21 protein-coding genes and 1 pseudogene are annotated in these 21,638 nt (G+C 64.7%); 6 read left to right on the forward strand and 16 right to left on the reverse strand.

What is annotated here, in order from left to right; genetic code table 11:
- Window positions 1-40: 40 nt before the first annotated feature.
- Window positions 41-1,378 (forward strand): annotated as a pseudogene (locus ACT01B_RS14580) (chloride channel protein); the annotation flags it as partial.
- Window positions 1,379-1,489: 111 nt separating this feature from the next.
- The gene (gene hutI / locus ACT01B_RS14585; protein ID WP_445147493.1) at window positions 1,490-2,725 is read left to right on the forward strand and encodes an imidazolonepropionase; all 1,236 of its coding nucleotides are present in this window, start codon (window positions 1,490-1,492) and stop codon (window positions 2,723-2,725) included.
- Window positions 2,726-2,800: 75 nt separating this feature from the next.
- On the opposite strand, the gene ACT01B_RS14590 is transcribed toward hutI, so the two are convergent.
- The 6 genes from ACT01B_RS14590 to gltX form a co-directional block, all read right to left on the reverse strand.
- Window positions 2,801-2,962 (reverse strand): 30S ribosomal protein THX, encoded by a 162-nt coding sequence (locus ACT01B_RS14590; protein ID WP_201316151.1) that lies wholly within the window; start codon window positions 2,960-2,962, stop codon window positions 2,801-2,803.
- A 69-nt stretch (window positions 2,963-3,031) separates the two neighbouring features.
- Complete coding sequence (locus ACT01B_RS14595) at window positions 3,032-4,015, reverse strand: cation diffusion facilitator family transporter (RefSeq protein ID WP_445143959.1); 984 nt, start codon at window positions 4,013-4,015, stop codon at window positions 3,032-3,034.
- Window positions 4,016-4,075: 60 nt separating this feature from the next.
- The gene (locus tag ACT01B_RS14600) at window positions 4,076-4,501 is read right to left on the reverse strand and encodes a MerC domain-containing protein (RefSeq protein WP_445143960.1); all 426 of its coding nucleotides are present in this window, start codon (window positions 4,499-4,501) and stop codon (window positions 4,076-4,078) included.
- A gap of 124 nt (window positions 4,502-4,625) precedes the next feature.
- Entirely contained in the window at window positions 4,626-5,144 is a 519-nt protein-coding gene (locus ACT01B_RS14605; protein WP_445143961.1) for a transcriptional repressor, read from the reverse strand.
- A gap of 24 nt (window positions 5,145-5,168) precedes the next feature.
- On the reverse strand, window positions 5,169-5,453 hold the full coding sequence (locus ACT01B_RS14610) for a hypothetical protein (protein WP_445143962.1): 285 nt from the start codon (window positions 5,451-5,453) through the stop codon (window positions 5,169-5,171).
- A gap of 216 nt (window positions 5,454-5,669) precedes the next feature.
- The gene (gltX, locus tag ACT01B_RS14615; RefSeq protein WP_445143963.1) at window positions 5,670-7,070 is read right to left on the reverse strand and encodes a glutamate--tRNA ligase; all 1,401 of its coding nucleotides are present in this window, start codon (window positions 7,068-7,070) and stop codon (window positions 5,670-5,672) included.
- A 31-nt stretch (window positions 7,071-7,101) separates the two neighbouring features.
- On the opposite strand from gltX, the gene ACT01B_RS14620 reads away from it, so the two are divergent.
- Window positions 7,102-7,887 (forward strand): transporter, encoded by a 786-nt coding sequence (locus ACT01B_RS14620; RefSeq protein WP_445143964.1) that lies wholly within the window; start codon window positions 7,102-7,104, stop codon window positions 7,885-7,887.
- A 63-nt stretch (window positions 7,888-7,950) separates the two neighbouring features.
- Here the strand turns inward: ACT01B_RS14620 and ACT01B_RS14625 are convergent, their stop codons facing one another.
- A complete protein-coding gene (locus ACT01B_RS14625) occupies window positions 7,951-8,385 on the reverse strand; it encodes a DUF4399 domain-containing protein (protein ID WP_445143965.1) in 435 nt (144 codons plus the stop codon).
- Window positions 8,386-8,550: 165 nt separating this feature from the next.
- On the opposite strand from ACT01B_RS14625, the gene ACT01B_RS14630 reads away from it, so the two are divergent.
- The gene (locus tag ACT01B_RS14630) at window positions 8,551-9,711 is read left to right on the forward strand and encodes a glycosyltransferase family 4 protein (RefSeq protein ID WP_445143966.1); all 1,161 of its coding nucleotides are present in this window, start codon (window positions 8,551-8,553) and stop codon (window positions 9,709-9,711) included.
- Window positions 9,680-10,252, forward strand: coding sequence for a phosphatase PAP2 family protein (locus tag ACT01B_RS14635; RefSeq protein WP_445143967.1), 573 nt, complete (start codon window positions 9,680-9,682; stop codon window positions 10,250-10,252). Before ACT01B_RS14630 ends, ACT01B_RS14635 begins: the two co-directional genes overlap by 32 nt.
- A gap of 453 nt (window positions 10,253-10,705) precedes the next feature.
- Here the strand turns inward: ACT01B_RS14635 and accD are convergent, their stop codons facing one another.
- From accD to trpB, 3 genes are read right to left on the reverse strand one after another with little or no spacing between them, the layout of a single operon-like run.
- Complete coding sequence (gene accD, locus ACT01B_RS14640; protein ID WP_445143968.1) at window positions 10,706-11,578, reverse strand: acetyl-CoA carboxylase, carboxyltransferase subunit beta; 873 nt, start codon at window positions 11,576-11,578, stop codon at window positions 10,706-10,708.
- A 52-nt stretch (window positions 11,579-11,630) separates the two neighbouring features.
- A complete protein-coding gene (gene trpA / locus ACT01B_RS14645; RefSeq protein WP_445143969.1) occupies window positions 11,631-12,431 on the reverse strand; it encodes a tryptophan synthase subunit alpha in 801 nt (266 codons plus the stop codon).
- The gene (trpB, locus tag ACT01B_RS14650) at window positions 12,428-13,639 is read right to left on the reverse strand and encodes a tryptophan synthase subunit beta (protein WP_445143970.1); all 1,212 of its coding nucleotides are present in this window, start codon (window positions 13,637-13,639) and stop codon (window positions 12,428-12,430) included. The genes trpA and trpB overlap by 4 nt, the downstream gene beginning before the upstream one ends.
- A 120-nt stretch (window positions 13,640-13,759) precedes the next feature.
- Between trpB and ACT01B_RS14655 the strand changes: the two genes are divergently transcribed.
- Window positions 13,760-14,674: a LysR family transcriptional regulator gene (locus tag ACT01B_RS14655; RefSeq protein ID WP_445143971.1), complete on the forward strand. Its 915-nt coding sequence runs from the start codon at window positions 13,760-13,762 to the stop codon at window positions 14,672-14,674.
- A gap of 104 nt (window positions 14,675-14,778) precedes the next feature.
- Here ACT01B_RS14655 and ACT01B_RS14660 read toward each other — a convergent pair whose 3' ends face one another.
- The 6 genes from ACT01B_RS14660 to ACT01B_RS14685 form a co-directional block, all read right to left on the reverse strand.
- Entirely contained in the window at window positions 14,779-15,783 is a 1,005-nt protein-coding gene (locus tag ACT01B_RS14660) for a cupin-like domain-containing protein (RefSeq protein WP_445143972.1), read from the reverse strand.
- 117 nt (window positions 15,784-15,900) lie between these two features.
- Window positions 15,901-16,524: a phosphoribosylanthranilate isomerase gene (locus tag ACT01B_RS14665; protein WP_445143973.1), complete on the reverse strand. Its 624-nt coding sequence runs from the start codon at window positions 16,522-16,524 to the stop codon at window positions 15,901-15,903.
- On the reverse strand, window positions 16,521-17,288 hold the full coding sequence (gene truA, locus ACT01B_RS14670) for a tRNA pseudouridine(38-40) synthase TruA (RefSeq protein WP_445143974.1): 768 nt from the start codon (window positions 17,286-17,288) through the stop codon (window positions 16,521-16,523). Before truA ends, ACT01B_RS14665 begins: the two co-directional genes overlap by 4 nt.
- A 390-nt stretch (window positions 17,289-17,678) precedes the next feature.
- Complete coding sequence (locus tag ACT01B_RS14675; RefSeq protein WP_445143975.1) at window positions 17,679-20,027, reverse strand: FimV/HubP family polar landmark protein; 2,349 nt, start codon at window positions 20,025-20,027, stop codon at window positions 17,679-17,681.
- A gap of 182 nt (window positions 20,028-20,209) precedes the next feature.
- On the reverse strand, window positions 20,210-20,500 hold the full coding sequence (locus tag ACT01B_RS14680) for a hypothetical protein (protein ID WP_445143976.1): 291 nt from the start codon (window positions 20,498-20,500) through the stop codon (window positions 20,210-20,212).
- Window positions 20,500-21,528: an aspartate-semialdehyde dehydrogenase gene (locus ACT01B_RS14685; protein ID WP_445143977.1), complete on the reverse strand. Its 1,029-nt coding sequence runs from the start codon at window positions 21,526-21,528 to the stop codon at window positions 20,500-20,502. The genes ACT01B_RS14680 and ACT01B_RS14685 overlap by 1 nt, the downstream gene beginning before the upstream one ends.
- Window positions 21,529-21,638: the final 110 nt, after the last annotated feature.

Genomic DNA, 21,638 nt, shown 5'->3' on the forward strand with positions numbered 1-21,638 from the left:
CACCACATCGGGGCGTCTCAAGCGCCTTACTGATTCGGAGCTGTTCTCGCCCGTGCAATGGCGTCGCCGCGTGTTGTTCTGGAGCGGCGCCGTACTGGTAGGCCTGGCCGCAGTGGGCTTTGCACAAGCGGCCGACTATGTCTACGGCCTGTTCCGTGGCGTGGTGACCCACAACCGCTTCTGGGCTTTCCTGATCACACCGGTCACGTTTGCGTTGCTCGCCTGGCTTACCCAGGGCGCGTTGAAACCCACACGCGGCTCGGGCATTCCCCAGGCTATCGCCGCACTCAAGGTGGAAGACGAAGACTTTCGCCAGCGCCTGCTCTCGCTGAGAGTGGCGATCGGTAAGATGGCGTTGACCCTGGCTGCCCTGGCAGGTGGTGCGTCGGTGGGGCGCGAAGGTCCTACCGTGCACGTGGGCGCGGGCCTGCTCTATTCGCTGGGCCGTCGCTTCGGCTTTGATGACCCCACGGCAGCAGGTCGCTTCATTCTGGCGGGCTCCGCCGCCGGCCTCGCCGCGGCCTTCAATACGCCGCTGGCCGGTGTAGTGTTCGCCATCGAGGAAATGAGCGGTGCGTTCGAGCATCGCATGAGCGGCACCCTGCTCACGGCGGTCATCGTCTCGGGTGTGGTGTCGCTGGGCATCCTCGGCAACTACTCCTACTTTGGCCATTTCGACATCGGCCTGCCCCTGGGCCAGGCGTGGTGGGCGGTGCTCGCCGCCGGTATCGTCTGCGGCCTGGCGGGCGGCGTGTTCGCCCGGCTTATCCAGCCTAGCAACCATGGCTTCCGTGGCCTGGTCGGCCGACTGCGCGCCCGCCAGCCCGTCGTGTTTGCCGGCGCCTGCGGCCTCGCCCTGGTGCTGCTCAGCCAGCTCACCCATACCGGTCTCTATGGCACAGGCTATGCCCAGGCCAAGGAAATCCTCGAAGGCCATGGGGATACGGTCGCGAGCTTCGGCGCGCTGAAGTTCCTCGGCAATATCGCCTCGTACTGGGCGGGCATTCCCGGTGGCATCTTCTCGCCTGCCTTGGCGGTTGGTGCCGGCCTGGGGCAGAATCTGAGCACGATCCTGCCCGGCGTCGATGTTTCCGCGATGGCCTTGCTCGGCATGGCGGCCTATCTCTCCGGCGTCACCCAGGCGCCACTGACGGCGACGGTCATCTCGATGGAGCTCACCGCCAACCAGCAGATGGTGTTGCCGATCATGGCGACCTGCCTGATCGCGCGGGCGGCCTCGTCCATCTTTTCGCGCAAACCGGTGTACCGCGCGCTGGCCGACAAGCTGATCGAGGGCTATGAGCATGAGCTGGCGCGGCGCAACGCCAAAGCGCAGCGCGATGCCCTGGCCGAAGGCGATGTTTCCGCCAGCGATGAGGCGATGCAACAGCGCACCGACGAACCCATGGTTGAAGATCCGGCGACGCCGAATCCGCCTTCCGACGATCACCCGGATGACCTCGTCGTCCCCACACCACCGCTGACCCGCATGACTACACGCTGGGACCACCTGCTGCTCGATGCCACGCTGGCGACGTTTGCCGGTGAGGCGCCGTATGGCTTGATCGAACAGGGCGCGATTGCGCTGCATCAAGGACGCATCGCCTGGATCGGAGCACAGAGCGACTTGCCCGGCGATGCCGAAGAGCTGGCTGCGCACGTCGACTACCTGGACGGTGCGCTGGTCACACCAGGACTGATCGACTGCCATACCCACCTCGTGTTCGGCGGTAATCGGGCGCACGAATTTGATCTACGCCTCAATGGCGCCAGCTACGAAGAGATCGCGCGCGCCGGCGGCGGCATCGTCTCCACCGTCAAGGCCACGCGCGAAACGAGCGAAGATGCACTATTCGCCCAGGCGCTGCCGCGCGCGCATGCCCTGCTCGCTGATGGCGTCACCACCCTTGAGATCAAATCCGGCTATGGACTGGATCTCGACACCGAACGTCGCATGCTGCGGGTCGCGCGCCGCCTCGGCAACGCGCTAGGCATCACCGTGCGCACGACCTTTCTCGGCCTGCACGCGCTGCCACCGGAGTTTCGGGATGATCGTGATACCTATGTCGACCTGGTATGCGACGTCATGTTGCCCACGCTCGCTGGCGAGGGATTGATCGATGCGGTCGACGCATTCTGCGAGAACATCGGTTTCACGCCCACGGAAACGCATCGCGTCTTCGAGCGTGCCACGCAATTGGGCCTGCCGGTAAAGCTGCACGCCGAGCAGTTGTCCGATCTCGACGGAGCGGCCTTGGTCGCGTCCTTCAACGGACTCTCCGCCGATCATCTGGAGCACCTCAGCGAGCACGGTATTCGCGCGATGGCCCATGCAGGCACGGTCGCCGTGCTTCTGCCCGGTGCCTTCTACGCCCTGCGCGAAACCAAGCTTCCGCCCATCGCCAGCCTGCGCGAACACGGTGTTGCCATGGCCGTGGCTACCGACTGCAATCCAGGCACCTCGCCCCTGCTGTCGCTGCGTCTCGCCGCCAGCATGGCCTGCACGCTGTTCCGCCTGACGCCGGAAGAAGCCTTGCGCGGTGTCACCGTGAATGCCGCTCGGGCGCTGGGTCTTTCCGACCGCGGCACCCTGGCCGTGGGCCAGCGTGCCGATCTCGCCCGCTGGAATGTGCGCACGCCCGCAGAGCTTTGCTACTGGACCGGTGGCGGCAATGTGCTGAGGGAAGTTTTTCTCGGTGGAGAAGTGCTGTCGCCCGAGCCGTGAGCCAGCGAGGTCACGTGGAATATCGGCCAAAAAAAACCCCCGCATAGCGGGGGCTTTGATCGAAGCGCGTACGGCTTAAGCCGACTTCTTCTTGGGAGCAGCTTTCTTGGCGGCGGCCGGCTTGGTCACGGTCGCCTTGGCACCAGCAACAGCCGGCTGCAGCGAATGCGCGCGGGAGTTGCCATAGCTGCCACGGTAGGTCTTGCCACGACGGGTCTTGCGATCGCCCTTGCCCATAGGGGAACTCCTTGATTCGTTAGGGTGAACAGTCGTCCATCCTATCAGTGACCGCCCAAATCGCAATAGTCAGCGATTGCCGTGACCCGCACAGTCACGCTGGTGTTCAGGACATGGCTCCGAATCGATCTGTACGGTGACATGCTGAATACTGAAGCGCTCGGCCAATACCTGGTTGATCGCGCCGATCGCAGCGGCACTGTTACCGCTGTCATGCAGCTCTGCATGCAGGGTGGCCATGCGCGAGCCGGTCGCCAGCTGCCACACATGCAAATGGTGGATGTCACGGATCGAAGCATCCGCCGCGCGCAACGCATCGGCTACATCGCCGGTGTTCATGCCTTCGGGCACGCCTTCGAGCAGGATGTGCGCGGATCGGCGCAACAATCGCCATGCGCTGTTGAGGATCAACAACGATACGAACAGCGAGAGCACCGGATCGGCCCAGTTCCATGCCATCCAGCGCACCAGCAGAGCCGCGACCACCGCACCCACCGAACCCAGCAGATCACCCAGCACGTGCAGCGTGGCGCCTGCCAAGTTGACGTCGTCATGCGCATGGCCATGCAGCGTGCGCAGCACCAGCAGGTTCACGACCAGGCCTGCCACCGCGACCACCAGCATCATGCCGGAGAGGATTTCCGCCGGATGGAACAATCGCCCGATCGCCTCGTAGGCGATAAAGGCGACCAGCACAAACTGCGTCAGCGCATTGACGAAGCCCGCTAGCACCTCCAGGCGTCCATAGCCGTAGGTGCGACGCGCATCGGCTGGCCGCCGGGCAAACCACGCCCCCACCACGGCCAGCAGCAGCGCCAGCGAATCGATCAACATATGGCCGGCGTCGGCCAGCAAGGCGAGTGAGCCCGACCAGAAGCCGCCCACCACCTCGATCACCATCATCACCGTGGTGAGCGCGAAGGCGATGATCAGTTTCCACTCGCGTCCGCTTACGCCGCCGTGCTCATGGGCCGCGCCGTGAGCGTGACCGTGATGCCCGTGGTCATGATCGTGCTGGTGATGGTCGTGCGCCTGCACGCGTGCCGTATTCATGCGCAAATGCTAGGAAGCACAGGCCCCGTTACACAATCACGGCGGCTTTTGACGGCGCATTCAGTGTGCACACTGCGGGCCATGTACGTGCGTGGCGCGATGCGTACGCAAGTTGAAGAAATGCGCCGAAGCCACCAGCAGGCCACCGCAAGCCACCAGCACGCTATGCAGTACGAGGGAATAATGTTCCGCAAAGGTGACGCCGGTGATCAGCAGAGCCAGGCCGGGCAAGGCCAGCAGCAGTGGACGTTGTTGATGGTGGCGCCGATAACCGCTGATCAGGCTGACCAGCGCGAGCGCGCAGGCGAACATGACAAAACCGCGCTCGAAACGGTGATCGGCAAGAAAGCTCAGCCCGAGCAGGGGCAGCACCGCCAGTACGAACGGCAAGGCTGCGCAGTGGATGGCACACAGGAAGGATGCCGTTGCACCGATCCGGTCAGCCACAAACCACCAGCGGGATTTTTTTTCTAGCCTGGTATCCATCGGTTTGGACCGAAGCGCACCGCGAGTCGACCTGGGCCACCCCAGGCGACACATGTTACATTATAACGTAGCGAACGCAAGCCACCGGCCCGAGCGGACGCTCAGGTATCAACAGCAGCGGGGCTCAGCCCTTGCGGCAGTTCTTGCAGAGACCGTGCACTTCCAGCGTCTGAGCCTGCGGGCGGAAGCCAAACGCCTTGGCCTGCGCTTCGATCAGCTCGGCCACGCGCTCGTCGCAGACTTCCTGGGCACTGGAGCAGTTGTCGCAGATCAGGAAGGGCACCTGATGCGCCTCTGCCGGGTGGTGGCAGGAGACGAAGGCGTTGATGGATTCCAGCTTGTGGATGAAGCCGTGTTCGAGCAGGAAATCGAGCGCGCGGTACACCGTGGGCGGTGCCGCATTGCCATGGCGCTCGCGCAGCTGATCGAGCAGATCGTAAGCCTTGACCGGCTTGCCGGCAGCGGCCACCAATTCCAGCACTTCCTTGCGCAAGGGCGTAAGGCGCAGGCCACGTTCCTCGCTGGCGTGCTCCACCGCACGCACGAAGCTCTGGGCATCGTCGTGATCGTGGTCGTGGTGATGGTGCGCGTGCGGCTTGTCGGAAGCGATATGACTCAAAGAATTCACCTCGGTAGCCATCATACACTCCCGCGCAAGAGGGCCTTGTCAGCGCCTGCGCGGTAGCGGCGGCGGCTCCGGCCGGGGCTTGGGACGGGGACGCCCCAGCACCACGATCCAGCCGATCGGCCCCAGCACCACGGCCCAGACGATGCCCTCCACCACGCGTCCACGCCACCAGCCGAGCAAGGCCCCTACCACGACGAAGAACACGCTCCACCAGAACAACGCCGCCCACGGCAGCATGACCATCAGGTTCAGGAAGATGTGCAGGAAGGCGTCTGGACTGTCCGGATCCACGCCCTGGGTCGCCTTGTCCAGCCAATGCTCCACGTCGACCTCGTCCTATCACTGCGATGATTGCGATCATGAAGCGTCGGCGCCCGGCTTGCACTCGCCGGAGTCTCAGCCTTACGTGCAGAGGGGTCAGTCGCTATGAGCATCAGCGAAAGGTTGGTGCGATGGGCCTATTGCACTTTAACGTTCGTCATCCCAGCGAAAGCTGGGATGACGATTGAGTTTCTGGGATGGCGACGAAAGAGCCGCGGCTCAGCCCTTCGCCTTGGCAATCGCGTCATCGACACGCTTAAGCGCTTCCTCGCGCCCTGCCAGATACACAGTGTGCTCGATCGACGGCGACACCTGCGTACCGGTCAGCGCCACGCGCAGTGGCTGGGCAATCTTGCCCATGCCCAGCTCCAGTTTCGCCGCGACCTGCTCGATCACCTGATGGATCGCCTCGGGCGTCCAATCGGCGGTGGCCAGCAGCGACTTGGCGGCTTCGAGCACCGGTACGGCGGAGTCGTTCTGCAAATGCTTGGCGACGGCCTTGTCATCCCATGCCAGGATCGGGCCGTACCAGATCTTCGCGCGCTCAGCCATTTCCTTCAGCGTCTGCACACGATCGCGTAGCGCCACGATCACTTCGGCCGGCTTCGGTCCCTGGCTGAAATCGATACCCGCCTGGGTGAGGTGCCACTCGAACTCCGGCGCGATCGCGGCCGGGTCTTCGGACTTCAGGTAATGCTGGTTGAGCCAGGACAGCTTGGTCACGTCGAAACGCGAGGCCGCCTTGTTGACGTCGCCGATGTCGAACAGGCGCACCATCTCCTCGGCCGAGAAGATCTCCTTGTCGCCATGCGACCAGCCCAGGCGCACCAGGTAGTTCAGCAGCGCATGCGGCAGGAAGCCGTCGTCGCGGTACTGCATCACGCTCACCGCGCCGTGGCGCTTGCTGAGCTTCTGGCCATCCGGGCCCAGGATCATCGGCAGATGGGCGAACTCAGGCACTGGCGCGCCGAGCGCGTGGTAGATATTGATCTGGCGCGGCGTGTTGTTGACATGGTCGTCGCCGCGGATCACCTCGGTGATGCCCATGTCGATGTCGTCGACCACCACGGCGAAGTTGTAGGTTGGCCAACCGTCGGAGCGGAAGATCACCAGATCGTCCAGCTCGCTATTGCTCCACTCCACCCGGCCCTTCACCTTGTCGTCGAACACCACCGAACCTTCGGCCGGGTTCTTGAAGCGGATCACGCGGTTCGGGTCGTCGCGATACGGCTCGTTGCGGTCGCGGTAATAGCCGTTGTAGCGGGGCTTCTCGCCCTTGGCCATGGCCTCGTTGCGCATCGCCTCGATCTCGTCCTTGCTTTCGTAGGCGTAGTAGGCCTTGCCGGCCTTCAACAGCTCGTCGGCGACCTGCTTGTAGCGCTCCAGGCGGGCGGTCTGGTAAATCGGACCGTCGTCATGGACCAGGCCCAGCCACTGCATGCCGTCGAGAATGGCCTGCACGGCCTCCACCGTGGAACGCTCGCGATCGGTATCCTCGATGCGCAGCACGAATTCGCCGCCACGGCGGCGCGCCTCCAGCCAGCAATAAAGTGCGGTGCGAGCACCGCCGATATGCAGGAAGCCGGTGGGACTGGGGGCAAAACGAGTGCGAACGGTCATCGGGTTTTCTTGGAATGTGCGGAGCGAAGCAATGGATTTTAGCCGATCTGGCCGATGGCACCGCACTCTTGCCTTGCTGGCGCTCGGTCTCGCCTGTGCGCTGCCGGCGTGGGCGGACGATGAACCCGGCTTCGATCGTCCCGGCCTGGGCTTTTCCACCAATCCGATGAACGCCGGCCAGTTTGGCTATGAACAGGGACTGCCCGACTGGAGCCTCAACAAGGATGCCGGCGTGACCAGCCGCCTGAGCACATTCGACAGTCTGCTCCGCTTGGGCGTCGGCTCTGGCCTGGAGCTGCAGCTAGGGGGTTCGCCGTATAACAGCTTGCGACAGACCGGTGCGGGGCGTGCGCAAACCAGTCACGGTCACGGAGATACCAGCCTGGGACTGAAATGGGCGCCGCAGTCCGGCAGCAAGGTGTGGGATTGGGGTCTGTTGGGCACGGTGGAATTCAACGACGGCACGCCTGACTTTCGCAGCGAACAACGCGTCTACACCCTGGGCCTCGTGGTGGACCAAAAGTTCAGCGAGAAGGCCGACCTGAGTTACTTCGCGCAGTGGCAGCGTAGCGCCGGCAAGGACAATTATCTGGTTGCTCCCGACTACAACTACCAGGTCAACGACTTGTTCGGTTTTTATATCGAAGCGGCCATGTTGCGCGATGCAAACCATCGTTACGGCAGCCAGGCGGGCGGCGGCATCACCTTCGCACCCTTGCCACGACTGCAGTTTGACAGTTGGTTCCGCCACCGCCTGGGCGGTCGCGCCGCCGAGTGGGAGGCCGGGCTCGGGGTAGCAATGTACTTCGGTCGCTGAGCGCCGCCGCAGCAGCCAACCCAAGGGGCGGCTTCGTCTCGACGAAGCCGCCTAAGCAACGCCTTACTTCACATGCACGGTGATCTTCGGCGAAACCAACGGCGGGTCGAACGGAATGTGATTCTCGTCCGCCAGTTCCATCTGCAAGGTGTGCGTGCCGGGTGCGAGCTTGAGCGCGGTTTCGGTCTGGCCGTTGCCGAAGTGCATATGGTGCTCGTCCTTCGGAATCGGCTGGCCGGCAGCCGGCATGTCGGTCACATCGACCAACAGGTGATGGTGGCCGGTACCTTCCTTCTTCACCCCGGCAGGCGCGACACCCATGCCTTTCAGGCCGAATACGACGGTGAATTCCTGGCCAACGGTCGCACCGTCTTTCGGCGAGACAATGTAGACCTCGGCACCGGCGGTGGCCTTCGTCACCGGCAGCCCCGGTGCATCGGCGGCGAAGGCACTGCAAGTCAGGGTGGCCAGGGCCAGAGCGAGCAACATGCGTTTCATCGACGTGTCTCCACGGTGACAGGTGCGGGCAGTGTACTCGCCCGAGGCGCCCTCAGCGCCCGCAGCGCCTGCCCGGGACGACCGTCACGCGGTCGTCATACCGACGCCATGCCTCCGCAACGCCAAGGGTAGAACCTGCTCCGGGCCAGCAGACGGTATCTACCAGTGCGCATCGGCATTGTCAGCGAGACTTATCCACCCGAAATCAACGGCGTGGCACTGACCGTGCACAGCCTCGCCGCCGGACTGGCGGCGCAAGGCCACACGGTCGATCTGATCCGCCCCCGCCAACAACACCCCTTCGACGACGAACCGGGCATCACCACGCTCGAAGTACGTGGCGCCTCGCTACCCCGCTATCCGGGCCTGCGTTTTGGCCTCCCCGCGAGCAGCGCGCTGAGCGAACGCTGGACACGCCTGCGCCCCGACGCCATCTACGTCGCCACGGAAGGCCCGCTGGGCTGGTCCGCCGTGCGCACCGCCAAGCGACTTGGCATTCCCACCGCCACCGGCTTCCACACCCGCTTCGACACCTACGCCGACCACTACGGCATCGGCTTTCTTACCCCCGTGGTGAGGAGTTATCTGCGCCGCTTCCATCGCCGCGCGGCAGCCACCTTGGTGCCGACGGAGGCGTTGGCCAAGGAATTGACCGCACTCGGTGTCGACACGGCACGTCTGCTGCGCCGCGCGGTCGACACCCAGCTCTTTCATCCGCGTTACCGCGATGTCGAACTACGCCGCAGCTGGGGTGTGGATGGAAACACGCCCGTCGTGCTGTACGTGGGACGCATTGCGCCGGAGAAGAATCTCGACCTCGCCGTGCGTACCTTCCGCGCCATCCAGCAACAGGTGCCCAAGGCACGTTATGTGTGGGTGGGCGATGGTCCCGCGCGCGCGGCGCTGCAGGCGGCCAACACGGATTTCATCTTTGCTGGTGTCCAACGCGGCGACGTGCTCGCACGCCATTACGCGAGCGCGGACGTGTTTCCCTTCCCCAGCCTCAGCGAGACGTTCGGCAATGTGATCCTCGAAGCGCTCGCCTCCGGCCTGCCCGTAGTCGCCTATGAGGAAGGCGCGGCCCGCGAACATCTGCTCAGCGGCCACAACGGCTATCGCATCGACATCGGCGACGAGAAAGCGTTTATCCAATCTGCCACCACTCTGGCCAGCAACGCGAGCCTGATTCGCCATATGGGGCGCGCCGCGCACGCCAGCATCGCCAACCTCTCGCCGAATGCAGTCATCGGCGAATTCGAAAACCTGTTGCGTGAACTGGCCCAGGAGCGCACTCATGAACGCCATGCCGCCGCTGCACACGCCTGAACTTCCCGCAGGGCCACGACTGGCGATTGACCGCCGCATGTGCGTGGCGGCCAATCGCTGGGGCACGCGCCGCGCGGTCGGGGTGTTCTTCGGCCTCATCAGCCGGCTCGGCGACGGTGTGTTCTGGTATGCGCTGATGCTGGTGCTGGCCCTGGTCGGCGGACGTCACGGCTTGCTCGCGGCCGCGCAGATGGCGGTGACCGGACTCGCTGCCCTGTTGCTCTATCGCTTGCTCAAGCGCTGGACACGGCGGCCGCGTCCGTTTCGTTCCTGCCCTGGCGTCATCGCCCACGTGCCACCGCTGGACGAGTTCAGTTTCCCTTCCGGCCATACGCTGCAGGCGGTGAGCTTCACCGTGGTGGCCCTCGCCTGGTATCCGGTGCTGGCTCCGTTGCTGCTCACCTTCACCGCCATGGTCGGCGCGTCGCGCGTGATCCTCGGACTTCACTATCCCAGCGATGTGCTCGCGGCTACGGTCATCGGCAGCGCACTCGGCGCGCTCTCGCTATGGCTGCTGCCACTGCACGCGTTGTTGACGTGATTCTCCGCACTGCGCATTCTGTTGCCGGTGCGTCGCAGTTCCTTTCAACTCAAGTGGATAGCACACCTATCCACAGGCTTTGCCCATGCGCATCCACACCGGCTGTGGAAAACACGCGACGCACCCGTCACCGACGCTCTCGCGCATGCTGGTCAAAACATCGTCAACGCGTCACAAGTATCTGTTGGCAAAGGCCACTTGCGCGCTTGTCCACAGGCTTACCCGAACGCCATCCACAATCGCTGTGGAAAACTCCGTAACAGCAGGTGCCAGCACTGCGCAAAAAGTAGTCACGACGTAGCAAGTGTCTGACGGCAAAGCGCAGAATCTCACTTTTCCACAGGCTTACCCAGGCTGCGTCCACATAAGCTGTGGAGAACTTCCGCGCGCCCAAACGAAAACAGCGCCCCGCATGGCAGGACGCCGTTTTTGATGAAGCCCGGTGAGTGGCGATCAGGCGGCGCGCGGCGCCTTCATGAGCAGGCCGAGCAGATCGGCAAGTCTGTCGCGCATCTCCCGACGATCGACGATCAGATCGATGGCGCCATGCTCGACCAGGAACTCCGAACGCTGGAAGCCTTCCGGCAAGGTCTCGCGCACGGTCTGTTCGATCACGCGCGGGCCAGCAAAGCCGATCAGCGCCTTCGGCTCGGCCACGTTGATGTCACCCAGCATGCCCAGGCTGGCCGACACGCCGCCGGTGGTGGGATGCGTCAGCACGCTGATGTACGGCACGCCGGCATCGCGCATGCGCGCGAGTGCCGCCGACGTCTTCGCCATCTGCATCAGCGAGAACAGCGACTCCTGCATGCGCGCGCCGCCGGTGGCGGAGAAGCACACCAGGGCACTGCGATCGGCCAGGGCGCGTTCGGCGGCGCGAGTGAACTTCTCGCCCACCACCGAGCCCATCGAACCGCCCATGTAGGAGAACTCAAACGCCACCGCCATCAGCGGACGACCCTTGAGACAACCGCTCATGGCCAGCAGCGCGTCCTTCTCACCAGTCGATTTCTGCGCCGCGATGATGCGGTCGCGATACTTCTTGGTGTCGCGGAATTTCAGCGGATCGCTCGGCTCCATGCTGGCCCACCATTCCTGCGTGGAGCCTGCATCGAGGAAGGAATCGAGACGTGCGCGCGCATCGATGCTGTGGTGATGGCCGCACTTGGGGCAGACCATCAGATTGCGTTCCAGCTCCGGGCGATACAGCACGGTGCCGCAACCGCCGCACTTCTCCCACACGCCCTCGGGCACCTTGCCCTTGCCGGCAGTGGAAGAAGCCTGCGTGCGGGCACGCGGAGTCATGATTTTCTGCAGCCAATTCATCGCAACACCTCAAACGTTCATGACGCGACGCCGCGTCAGACGCAGCGTGTGCTCAATGCGCATCCAGCGCGGCGCGAATGGGGGCGAGGAAGGCGCTTGCCCGCGCGGTGATGTCTTCGACATGTTCCGCACCGGCCAGGCGCTCCACCAGAGCACTGCCAATCACCACCGCATCCGCGAAACCGGCGATCGCCTTGGCGGTCTGCGCATCGCGCACGCCAAAGCCCACGGCCACCGGAGCCTTGGACTTCGCCCGGATATCGGCCACGCGCTGGGCGATGTCGCTGGTGCTCAATCGCGCGGCGCCTGTGATACCGGCGAACGATACATAGTACAGGAAACCCTGGGCCGACCCGCACAGCTCCACCATACGCCCGGGTGCGGTCGTAGGTGCCGCCAGCAGGATTTGCTGCAGGCCGGCATCGCGCAGCGGCTGCAGCACGGCCGATTCTTCCAGCGGGCAATCAACCACCAGCACGCCGTCGACGCCGGCCCGTACGGCTTCGGCCGCGAAGCGAGCGTAACCGTGGATCTCGATCGGATTCAGATACCCCATCAGCACCACCGGCGTGTCGGCATCGCGCTGTCGGAACTCAGCCACATAGCCCAGCACGTCGACCAGGCCGACGCCGTGCTCGATGGCACGCTCGCTGGCGTGCTGGATCACCGGGCCGTCGGCCATCGGATCGGAAAACGGCACGCCAAGCTCGATCACGTCGGCGCCCGCGGCCACCAGCGCATGCATCAGCGCGACGGCATGCTGCGGCGACGGATCACCCGCCGTGACAAACGGAATCAGGCCAGTGCGGCCAGCCGCTTTCAGCTGGGCGAAACGATGGTCGATGCGGCTCATACCTGCACTCCTTCGCGCGCGGCAATCGTGTGAACGTCCTTGTCACCGCGACCGGAGAGGTTGCACAGCACCAGCCCGTCCTTCGGATACTCACGCGCCAGCTTGATCGCCTGCGCCACCGCATGGCTGGATTCCAATGCGGCCAGGATGCCTTCGGTCCGCGCCAGCAGATGGAAGGCCTCGAGCGCTTCGTCATCGGTGACGCCGACATATTCCGCGCGACCGGCATCCTTCAGGAACGCGTGCTCAGGGCCGACGCCGGGATAGTCGAGACCGGCCGAGACCGAGTGCGTCTCGGTGATCTGGCCGTTGTCGTCGCACAGCACATAGGTGCGATTGCCATGCAGCACGCCCGGCCGGCCCGCTGCCAGCGAGGCCGCGTGATGCCCGGTCGCGATGCCTTCGCCCGCTGCCTCGGCGCCCACCATGCGCACATCGGCATCGTTGAGGAAGGCATGAAACAGGCCGATCGCATTCGAGCCGCCGCCCACGCATGCAGTGAGCACGTCCGGCAGACGGCCGAATTGCTCCAGCATCTGCTCGCGGGCTTCGCGTCCCACGATGGCGTTGAAGTCGCGCACCATCAGCGGATACGGGTGCGGACCGGCCACGGTACCGATGATGTAGAAGGTGTCGGCCACGTTGGTGACCCAATCGCGCATCGCTTCGTTGAGGGCGTCCTTGAGCGTCTTCGAGCCGGAGGTGACCGGCACTACCTCGGCGCCGAGCAGCTTCATGCGGTAGACGTTGATCTTCTGCCGCTCGATATCCACCGCGCCCATGTAGACCACGCACTTCAGCCCGAAGCGTGCCGCCACGGTGGCGCTGGCCACGCCATGCTGGCCGGCGCCGGTCTCGGCAATGATGCGCGGCTTGCCCATGCGCTTGGCCACCAGGGCCTGGCCGATGGTGTTGTTGATCTTGTGCGCACCGGTGTGATTCAAGTCTTCGCGCTTGAGCAGGATGCGCGCGCCGCCCACCTGCTGGGATAGCCGTTCCGCGTAGTAGATCGGGCTGGGCCGGCCGACGTAGTACTTGAGGTCGCGGTCCAATTCGGCGAGGAAATCGGGATCCTGGCGCAGGCGCAGATATGCCTCGGTCAGTTCGGCCAGCGGCGCCATCAGGGTTTCGGCGACAAAACTTCCGCCGTAGTTGCCGAAGCGGCCGTGCTCGTCGGGGTAGACGCTGAAATCGGTGATCTTGCTCATGAATCCACTCGCGAAACGGCGGCGGAATGCACCCGCCATGTGCTCGCCACCGTACCCCAAAGGACCCGCGACCAAAAGCGATATGATGGCTCCCATACGTCAGAAAAAGTCACACATCCCATGCCCCGTCCACTACCCTCCCTCAATGCTCTTCATGCCTTTGAAGCGGCAGCACGGCTGGAAAGTGTCAGTCGCGCAGCGAGCGAGCTGCACGTCACCCACGGTGCCGTCAGCCGACACATTCGCGCACTGGAGGGCGAGCTGGGCGTCGCCCTGTTCCAGCGCCAGGGACGAGGGCTGGCACTGACGCCGGCGGGGCAACGCTTGCGTGACACCAGCACGGCCGCGTTCGCGCAGCTACGCGAAGCCTGTGACGACCTGCGTCAGGGCGCCGCGCAGTCGCCGTTCGTGCTCGGCTGCCCGGTCAGCCTGCTGGCGCGCTGGATGATTCCGAGACTCGACCGGCTGATGGCCGATCTGCCTGAACTGGCACTTCATCTTCGTCCGCAGGAAACATCCTTTGATGAAACGTTGGGCGGGCTCGATGCCGCCCTGCTGGCGGGCGAACCTCCGTGGCCGGCAACGTGGCAAGTACATCCGTTATCGCGCGAGTCCATCGGGCCCGTGGTGAGCCCACGGTACGCAAAAAAGCATGGTCTTAGCCCAGGCAAACCCGAGGCGCTGCTGCAGCTGACGCTGCTGCACACGCTATCGCGACCCAAGGCGTGGTCGAATTGGGCGCAAAGCACGGGGTTACCGAACGATAAACTCAGCCTCGGCGAAGGCTATCCGCACCTCTATCATCTGATCGAGGCCGCCGTGGGCGGGCGTGGCGTCGCCATCGCCCCCGCGCCGCTGGTGGCGGACGACCTGGCGAACGGGCGCCTGATCGCGCCATGGGGTTTTCAGGAAACGGCCGCGCAGTGGGTACTGGCAACACCGGCCAGGGCATCGGCTACGCGCGCGGCAGAGCTGGCGACTTGGCTGAAAGCCGAGTTTGCAGCACGCTTCCCTGCGGAGAGCGGCGCGGGGTGAGCGCTTAGCCTCGCCACAGGTTGAATCGAGCCGGCTTGCGCCGAATCCCTGCGATCGATGCGCCCCCTGGCCAAGCTATCCTCAGTCAGGCAAAGGCACGCCATTCAGAGGTAACGCCGGATCCTTTCCAGCAGCTTCCCCGACTGCTCCGCATCCAGCTCGCCCAGCCAGCCACGGCGCGCCTCTGGAATATGCGCGGCAGGGTCCTCGTCGCCGAATACATAGTGATCGAGCAACTCGCGCCATGCCGCGCGCTCGGCGGCCGGCAGCGATTTGAACAGCAGGATGCAATGCAGCAGCCCGCCCAGGCGGGTCTGCGGTACCAGTCCCGCGCCCTGCTCCTTCCGCCACCAGTAATTCACCAGCGCGTTGAGCTTTCCCAGCGAGGTCACGTGATGCCACCACATGGGCGGTATGTAGATGGCGTCACCCGGTGCCAGATCGGCCACCTGTGCTTGGGCAAGCGCCAGCTTGAGGCGCGGGAAACGCGGGTCTTCGGGCCGGTCCAGCCGAGCCATGCTGATGGCGGCACCGGTGGGCGCGAAATCCAACGGCCCCACGTAGAGGTTGCGCACCTGCTCGGGCGCAAACAGCGTAAATCGCCTGCCGCCGCATGCCACGCAGGCGATGTTATGGAATTCGTCGAAGTGGGCCGGCGTGGTCACCTGATTGCCGATCCACACGCGCGGCTTGATCGCCGTATCGAGAAACGGGACCGCATGATCCTCCAGCAGGCCCGGCAAGCAACCCGCCACGGGCGCGCTCTGCATGGCCAGGCCAGGCGCGTTGTCCTGTTGAGCCAATTGCAGCAAGCGCTGCAGCCCCTGGGTAACGGAAACGCGGTGATGGCTGAAATTGAACGCCTCGCCATCGGCACGATAACCGACCACTCCCTCTTCTTCCGGAGGGATGAGCAACGCATCGACGATCGTACCGTTGTCCAAGGAGGCGAGTCGGGACGCGAACGCCTGGTTCGATTCGCCGGCAAGGGCAACGATGGGCCAGTGCTTGACCAGCCCCCGGATAACGAGAGGGCGTTCCCGGCTGACTATCTGGTCCAGCGCATCGGCCTGGCCGTCGTAGCGAAACTCTTCAATCGGTGCTGGCATGGGGGGCTCAGGGCAGAGGGACGATCAACGCCGCATGCTAGCGTGCCGTCTGCCGGCCGTCATCGAAGCACGCTGGCATTGGCACGCGGAACGATCAGCCGCGGAGGAAAGGCCTGCTCAGCTGGCGTCCGCCCAACGCACGGCGTGAATGAAGTCCGCCATTTTTTGCGGATCCTTGATGCCTGGCGCCGATTCGATGCCGCTGGCTACATCCACCGCCCAGGGACGGGCGATACGGATGGCTTCCGCCACATTTCCTGGCGTGAGCCCGCCAGCGAGCATCAGCGGCTGCGGCAGGTCCTTTGGCATCAGCGACCAGTCGAATGCCTTGCCGCTGCCGCCCGCCTCACCGAGGCCGTGTCCATCCAGCAGCAGGCCAGCCGCGCCGGGATACGCACGCAGCTGTGGCAGCGCAGTGACGCCGGCGCCCATCGCAATCGCCTTCAGGTAGCGCCAGCCGAACTGGGCACACCAGTCGTCACGCTCGCTGCCATGGAACTGCAGCAGATCGGGTTGCACCGTGTCGATAGCCTCCTGGACCAGTCCCGCGTCGTCGTCCATGAACAGCGCCACGGTCGAAACAAACGGCGGCAGAGCCTGGCGGATGGCGCGTGCCTGCTCGAACGACACCTGGCGTTTGCTGCGTGCGGTAAACACCAGGCCGATGGCGTCCGCTCCCAGCCGTGCGGCCAGCAGCGCATCCTCGACGCGGGTCATGCCGCAGCACTTGATGCGCGTCATTGGCTCACCTCCGCCGGCAAACCCCAATGGGCTTCGTAACGTGGACCGAGAAACGTCAGGCCCGAGGCCAAGGCAGTGGGGCCGGCGACCTCGCGGCTGCGTCCGGCCAGCAGCTCGCCCATCCACGAGGTCGGCTGCTCGCCACGCCCGATCGGCAGCAGCGAGCCGACGATGTTGCGCACCATATGATGGAGGAACGCATTCGCCTCGATCTCGATGATGACCTGCTCGTCCTCGCGTCGCACGCTCACCGCCAGCACCTGGCGCCGCGGATGCGCGGCCTGGCAGGACATCGCGCGGAACGCGCTGAAATCATGTTCACCGAGCAAGGCCTGCGCGGCGTCATGCATGCGCGCGGCATCCAGGGGCAAGCGCTCCCAGGTCACGTAGCGCGCTTCCAGCGCGGCGCGGACCTGCCGATTGAGGATGCGATAGCGATAACGCCGGCTGCGCGCGGAAAAACGCGCGTGGAACGCCTGGTCCACTGGCTGGGCCCACAACACGGCCACGCTGGACGGCAGGTTGGAGCAGCCGCCAAGCACCCAGCTGCGCGGATCGCGCTGTACTTCGGTATCGAAATGCACCACCTGGCAACGGCCATGCACGCCGGCGTCGGTGCGCCCGGCACAGGTCACCTCGACCGGCTGGGCGGCCACGAACGACAGCGCCCGCTCCAGCGCACCCTGCACGGTTTCGCCGTGACTCAGGCGCTGCCAGCCGGAGAAGTCGGTGCCGTCGTACTCGATACCCAGGGCTAGTCGCATGAAGAAACTGACACGTAAAAACGGAAGCGCACTAGGTTAGCAGGCCCTAGGGATGCTCTGATTCACTCTGCGTAGGAGTCACCGGCTCTGTCTGTTCGCAGACCACAGGGGTGACGGCGACGGCAGACTGGACGTCTGTCGAGCCGGCGCACCGAAGGGATGCGGACAGACAGAGCCGGCCCCACCCTATGGAATTCAACGCGATGGGGTGATGTCCAGAAGGCCCGCCGGCTGCGCCGCGCGGCTTGGCAAGACGGCCACGCCGCGCAACACACCCGGCGGGCCTTCTGGACATCATGACGCCTACGCAGAGTGAATCAGAGCATCCCTAACGCACTCGGGCCGGCAAGGCCGGCCCGAGTGGACATCACATCCGTGGTGATGCAGGTTTCAGTGCAGGCTGTCGAGCAGGCGCTTGGCCACGTCCTTCTGCATCTGTGAGCCTTCGTGCATCACTTCCTCGAGCATGGCCTGTGCGCCATCGGGATCGCCCATGTCGACGTAGGCGCGGGCAAGGTCAAGCTTGGTATCGATCGGGTCGTCGCTGAGCTGGCCCAGCTCATGCTGGGATTCCTGGGCCGTCATGTCCTCCGCCGGCTCAGTGAACTGCCAGGTCGAAGCATGATGTGTCTCGAGCTCTTCCTCGACATCCTTGCCGGCGATCACGGCCTCCGACTCATGCGCAGCCGCCTTCGCGGCGCCATGCGCCGGGCGCGGCGTCAGGTCAAAGTCAAAGTGATACTCGCTGACCTTGTGATTGGCCGCATGCTGCGGGAGCGGCGGTGGCTCGTCCGCCTTGTGCTCATTGACGTAGCTGTCTAGGTCGAAATGATGCAGGGCATCGTGCTCGTCCTGACCGCGCGGGGGCCGCGGTGCAACGGCCGCGAACAGCGGGTGCTCCGGCACCAGGTCCTCGCCCATGTGCACGACGTCCTGCCATTCCGGTTGCTGTGCATCGGCGATATGGGCGTGCATGGCCTCGGCCGCCGCCTCGAAATGTTCGACGTCGCGGCGAACGTAATAGAGGCTCACCAATTCCAGGTGCAGGCCGACATCGTCCGGGTGCTCAGCCAGCTGATCCAGCAGTTCGTCCTGATCCAGATCGGGGCCATCGTGCCCTGGCTGCGGCACGGTGCCGAAGTGATCGGCCAGCGACGAAGCGCCGCTTGCTCCTGCCACGGCCGACTTGCGACTACGCCCACGCATGGCGAGCAGGAGCAGCCCGACCACCGCAACCGCACCTGCGCCCCAGGCCCAGGTCTGCATGTACCAGGGATCTTCCTCAGCCACTGGGGCCGCTTTGACCACAGGTTTGACGACCGGCTTGGCCGGGGCTGGCTTCGCGACCACCGGCGCAGCGCTGGCCTGCGCTGCGCTAGTGCTTGCGGCAGGCGCTGTAGCGGCGTGCATGGCGTCGGCCTGGGCGGGCTGCGCCGTGGATGCGTCGGCCTTGACCACGGTCTCGGTGGTGGCCGCCTTGGCGGGTGCACTGACCGGCGCATTGGCTACCGTCGCCGCGGCGGCCGGCTTGGCGGCCATGGCTTCAGCGGGTGCGCCGGCCACCTTGCGAGCGTCGGCCAGCTTGTGCTGGAGCTCGGCGATCTCATTGTCCTTGAGCGAAAGCAAGCGCTCGTTCTTGCTGTTGATGTCTTCCAGGTCTTTCAGGCGCGCCTTCAACTCGTCGCCCTGCTTGGTCAGCGTGGTCAGCGACTCCTGGCTGCGCAACAGATCCTGATGCAGGGCAGCCATGCCCTTCTCGGCCTTCTCACCCTTGCCACCGCGACCGGCGGCGCTATCGGCGCCCTCCTTGGCCGGGACCAGCGCCAGGTGATCGCCGGCAGGTGCCGTCGCCGTGGGAGCGGACGACGCATTCGCGCGCGTGCCGGCATCAGCCACGGTTGTCGGCGTGCGTGCGGCGCCCGAGCGCCAGTCGCCGTTCTGCCGACGAACCTCGGCCATCGCAGCGGCCAGGGCGGTGGCCAGTGCATCCTCGCGGGACGGCACGCGCAGCACCGCGCCCGTCTTCAGGGCATTGATGTTGTCGCGGTAGAAGGCATCCGGGTTGGCCTGCTTGAGCGCCAACATCATCTGGTTGACGTCGACGCCATCGGGTGCGGTTTCATGCGCAATCCCGGTGAGCGTCTGGCCGCTTTCGACCGGGCCAAAGCTGCCAGCAGCGGCGGCACGTGGCGCCGGCGCCGGTTTGGCAGGCTTCGCTGCGGGCGCGGGCGCCGGTGCGACAGCTGTGCTCTGGCTAGCAACCGCGGCCGGCGTTGCCGCTGCGGCGTGGCGCGAGGGCTTGGCGGCAGCCTGCGCGGGTGCATGCGTGGCAGGCACGCTGGCGGCCGAATTCGGCGGATCGAGCAGGATGGTGAATTCGCGCAGGCTCTTGCCCGCGCCGTTATTCACCTCGACCAACAGGTCGAGATAGGGGTCGTTCACTGGCGCACTGCTGGTGATACGGATGACTTTCTTGCCGTTGGCTCCGTCCACCACGGCAAATTGCAGCGGAATGGTCGGGCCGGCAGCCACGCCGGCAGTCGCCGCATCCTGCGCCGACGCCAGTCGCGCGGTGAGGTTCTGCAGTTCAGCCGGACTCTCGGGGTTAACCGGTATCTCGGCCAGCAAGGGCTGCCCCAGGGCTGACTTCACCTGGATTTGGCCCAGTTCCAGTGCCATTGCCTGGCTGCTGCCCAAGGCAAGCGCCATTAGCATCGACAGCTTCAACGAACGATTCATCGCGTATTCCCCCGAACAACCCCGTGACGTTTCTTATCGGCTTACCGCTTGACGGTAGCACCCGGAACGAGGCGTCACTTTAGTTAGGTACAGGCCAATCAACAATAGCGCTGGCCAATGCTTACGACATCTTGCTACGGTTTGTTCTTGCTTGGAAAGGCGCCCCGAAGCGCCCCGCCGACTTAAGGATGAGCGCCCCCCTGTGGCGCGCCCTTGAGTGCCTTGAGTTGTTGCTCCAGGTCGGCAATAGCCTGATCCTGCTGCTTCAGTTTCGCATCGTTCTGGTGCGTGCGCGATTCTTCCCGCTCAACGCCATTTTGCAGCTGGTGGACCTTGGCCGCCTGGGCGGCAATCGCGCGGTCCACCTGTTTCGGGTCCTTCGCCGGACCCGCCGCCTCCTGCACATCGGCCGCCCGGACCGGCGCAGCAAGCGCCAATACACACCACGCCAACCCGGACAGCAAGCCTTTCATTACAGATAATCCTCGATCAGCAATTCGGCGATCTGCACGGCGTTGAGTGCCGCGCCCTTGCGGATATTGTCCGCGACGATCCACAGGTCCAGACCGCGCTCGTGCGAAATATCTTCGCGAATGCGCCCCACGAAAACCGGATCCTTGCCCGCGGCGTCGGTCACCGGCGTCGGATAACCGCCCGCCTTGCGCTCGTCCATCACCACCACGCCGTCGGCCTGCTCCAGCAAGGCACGCGCCTGTTCCGCCGTGATCTTCTCGCGCGTCTCCACATGCACGGCTTCGGCGTGGCCATAGAACACCGGCACCCGCACCGCCGTCGGGTTCACCTGGATGGTGTCGTCCTCGAGAATCTTGCGCGTCTCCCACACCATCTTCATTTCTTCCTTGGTGTAGCCGTTGGGCTGGAAGTCGTCGATATGCGGAATGACGTTGAAAGCGATCTGCTTGCAGAATTTCTTGAGCTCGACATCCTGGAAACTGAGCATCGCTGCGGTCTGCTGGCCCAGCTCTTCCATGCCGCTGCGACCGGCGCCGGACACCGACTGGTAGGTTGCCACATTGATGCGCTCGATGCCGGCGGCACGGTGGATGGGCGCCAACGCGACCAGCATCTGCATGGTCGAGCAGTTTGGGTTGGCGATGATGCCGCGGTTGGTGTATTCGGCGATGGCGTGCGGATTCACCTCGCTCACCACCAGCGGAATGTCGTCCTGGTAGCGGAATTCGGAAGTGTTATCGATGACCACCGCACCGGCCGCCGCCGCGCGATGCGCATGCTCCCGGCTTACCGAACCGCCGGCCGAGAAGAACGCAATGTCGACGCCGTCGAAATCGTAATCGGCAAGATTGCGCACGGTGACCGATTTGCCGTCGAAGACGATTTTCTCGCCCGCGGAACGCTCGCTGGCCAGCGGCACCAGCTCGCTGACCGGAAATTCACGCTCGGCCAGGATCGCCAGCAAGGTTTCACCCACGGCGCCTGTCGCGCCAACCATCGCCACCTTGTAACTGCTCTTCTTGCTCATATTCCGCTATCAGGTAGGAGTAATCGGAAAACCGTCCGACGGCGCCGATCTCCGCATTAGCGGAAATCTAACCGGGACGGCACACAAAACAACCTGCGACACGCCCGGGC

The organism is Dyella sp. Tek66A03 (assembly GCF_052567735.1).

Excerpts from the sequence above, each read along its gene's own strand:
- ACT01B_RS14655 (WP_445143971.1), top strand. The coding sequence starts at position 13,760 with ATGCCCCGTCCACTACCCTCCCTCAATGCTCTTCATGCCTTTGAAGCG.
- truA (WP_445143974.1), bottom strand. The coding sequence starts at position 17,288 with ATGCGACTAGCCCTGGGTATCGAGTACGACGGCACCGACTTCTCCGGC.
- ACT01B_RS14665 (WP_445143973.1), bottom strand. The coding sequence starts at position 16,524 with ATGACGCGCATCAAGTGCTGCGGCATGACCCGCGTCGAGGATGCGCTG.
- ACT01B_RS14590 (WP_201316151.1), bottom strand. The coding sequence starts at position 2,962 with ATGGGCAAGGGCGATCGCAAGACCCGTCGTGGCAAGACCTACCGTGGC.
- trpA (WP_445143969.1), bottom strand. The coding sequence starts at position 12,431 with ATGAGCCGCATCGACCATCGTTTCGCCCAGCTGAAAGCGGCTGGCCGC.
- ACT01B_RS14685 (WP_445143977.1), bottom strand. The coding sequence starts at position 21,528 with ATGAGCAAGAAGAGCAGTTACAAGGTGGCGATGGTTGGCGCGACAGGC.
- ACT01B_RS14605 (WP_445143961.1), bottom strand. The coding sequence starts at position 5,144 with ATGATGGCTACCGAGGTGAATTCTTTGAGTCATATCGCTTCCGACAAG.
- accD (WP_445143968.1), bottom strand. The coding sequence starts at position 11,578 with ATGAATTGGCTGCAGAAAATCATGACTCCGCGTGCCCGCACGCAGGCT.
- trpB (WP_445143970.1), bottom strand. The coding sequence starts at position 13,639 with ATGAGCAAGATCACCGATTTCAGCGTCTACCCCGACGAGCACGGCCGC.
- gltX (WP_445143963.1), bottom strand. The coding sequence starts at position 7,070 with ATGACCGTTCGCACTCGTTTTGCCCCCAGTCCCACCGGCTTCCTGCAT.
- ACT01B_RS14675 (WP_445143975.1), bottom strand. The coding sequence starts at position 20,027 with ATGAATCGTTCGTTGAAGCTGTCGATGCTAATGGCGCTTGCCTTGGGC.
- hutI (WP_445147493.1), top strand. The coding sequence starts at position 1,490 with ATGACTACACGCTGGGACCACCTGCTGCTCGATGCCACGCTGGCGACG.
- ACT01B_RS14625 (WP_445143965.1), bottom strand. The coding sequence starts at position 8,385 with ATGAAACGCATGTTGCTCGCTCTGGCCCTGGCCACCCTGACTTGCAGT.
- ACT01B_RS14600 (WP_445143960.1), bottom strand. The coding sequence starts at position 4,501 with ATGGATACCAGGCTAGAAAAAAAATCCCGCTGGTGGTTTGTGGCTGAC.
- ACT01B_RS14660 (WP_445143972.1), bottom strand. The coding sequence starts at position 15,783 with ATGCCAGCACCGATTGAAGAGTTTCGCTACGACGGCCAGGCCGATGCG.
- ACT01B_RS14635 (WP_445143967.1), top strand. The coding sequence starts at position 9,680 with ATGAACGCCATGCCGCCGCTGCACACGCCTGAACTTCCCGCAGGGCCA.
- ACT01B_RS14595 (WP_445143959.1), bottom strand. The coding sequence starts at position 4,015 with ATGAATACGGCACGCGTGCAGGCGCACGACCATCACCAGCACGATCAT.
- ACT01B_RS14620 (WP_445143964.1), top strand. The coding sequence starts at position 7,102 with ATGGATTTTAGCCGATCTGGCCGATGGCACCGCACTCTTGCCTTGCTG.
- ACT01B_RS14680 (WP_445143976.1), bottom strand. The coding sequence starts at position 20,500 with ATGAAAGGCTTGCTGTCCGGGTTGGCGTGGTGTGTATTGGCGCTTGCT.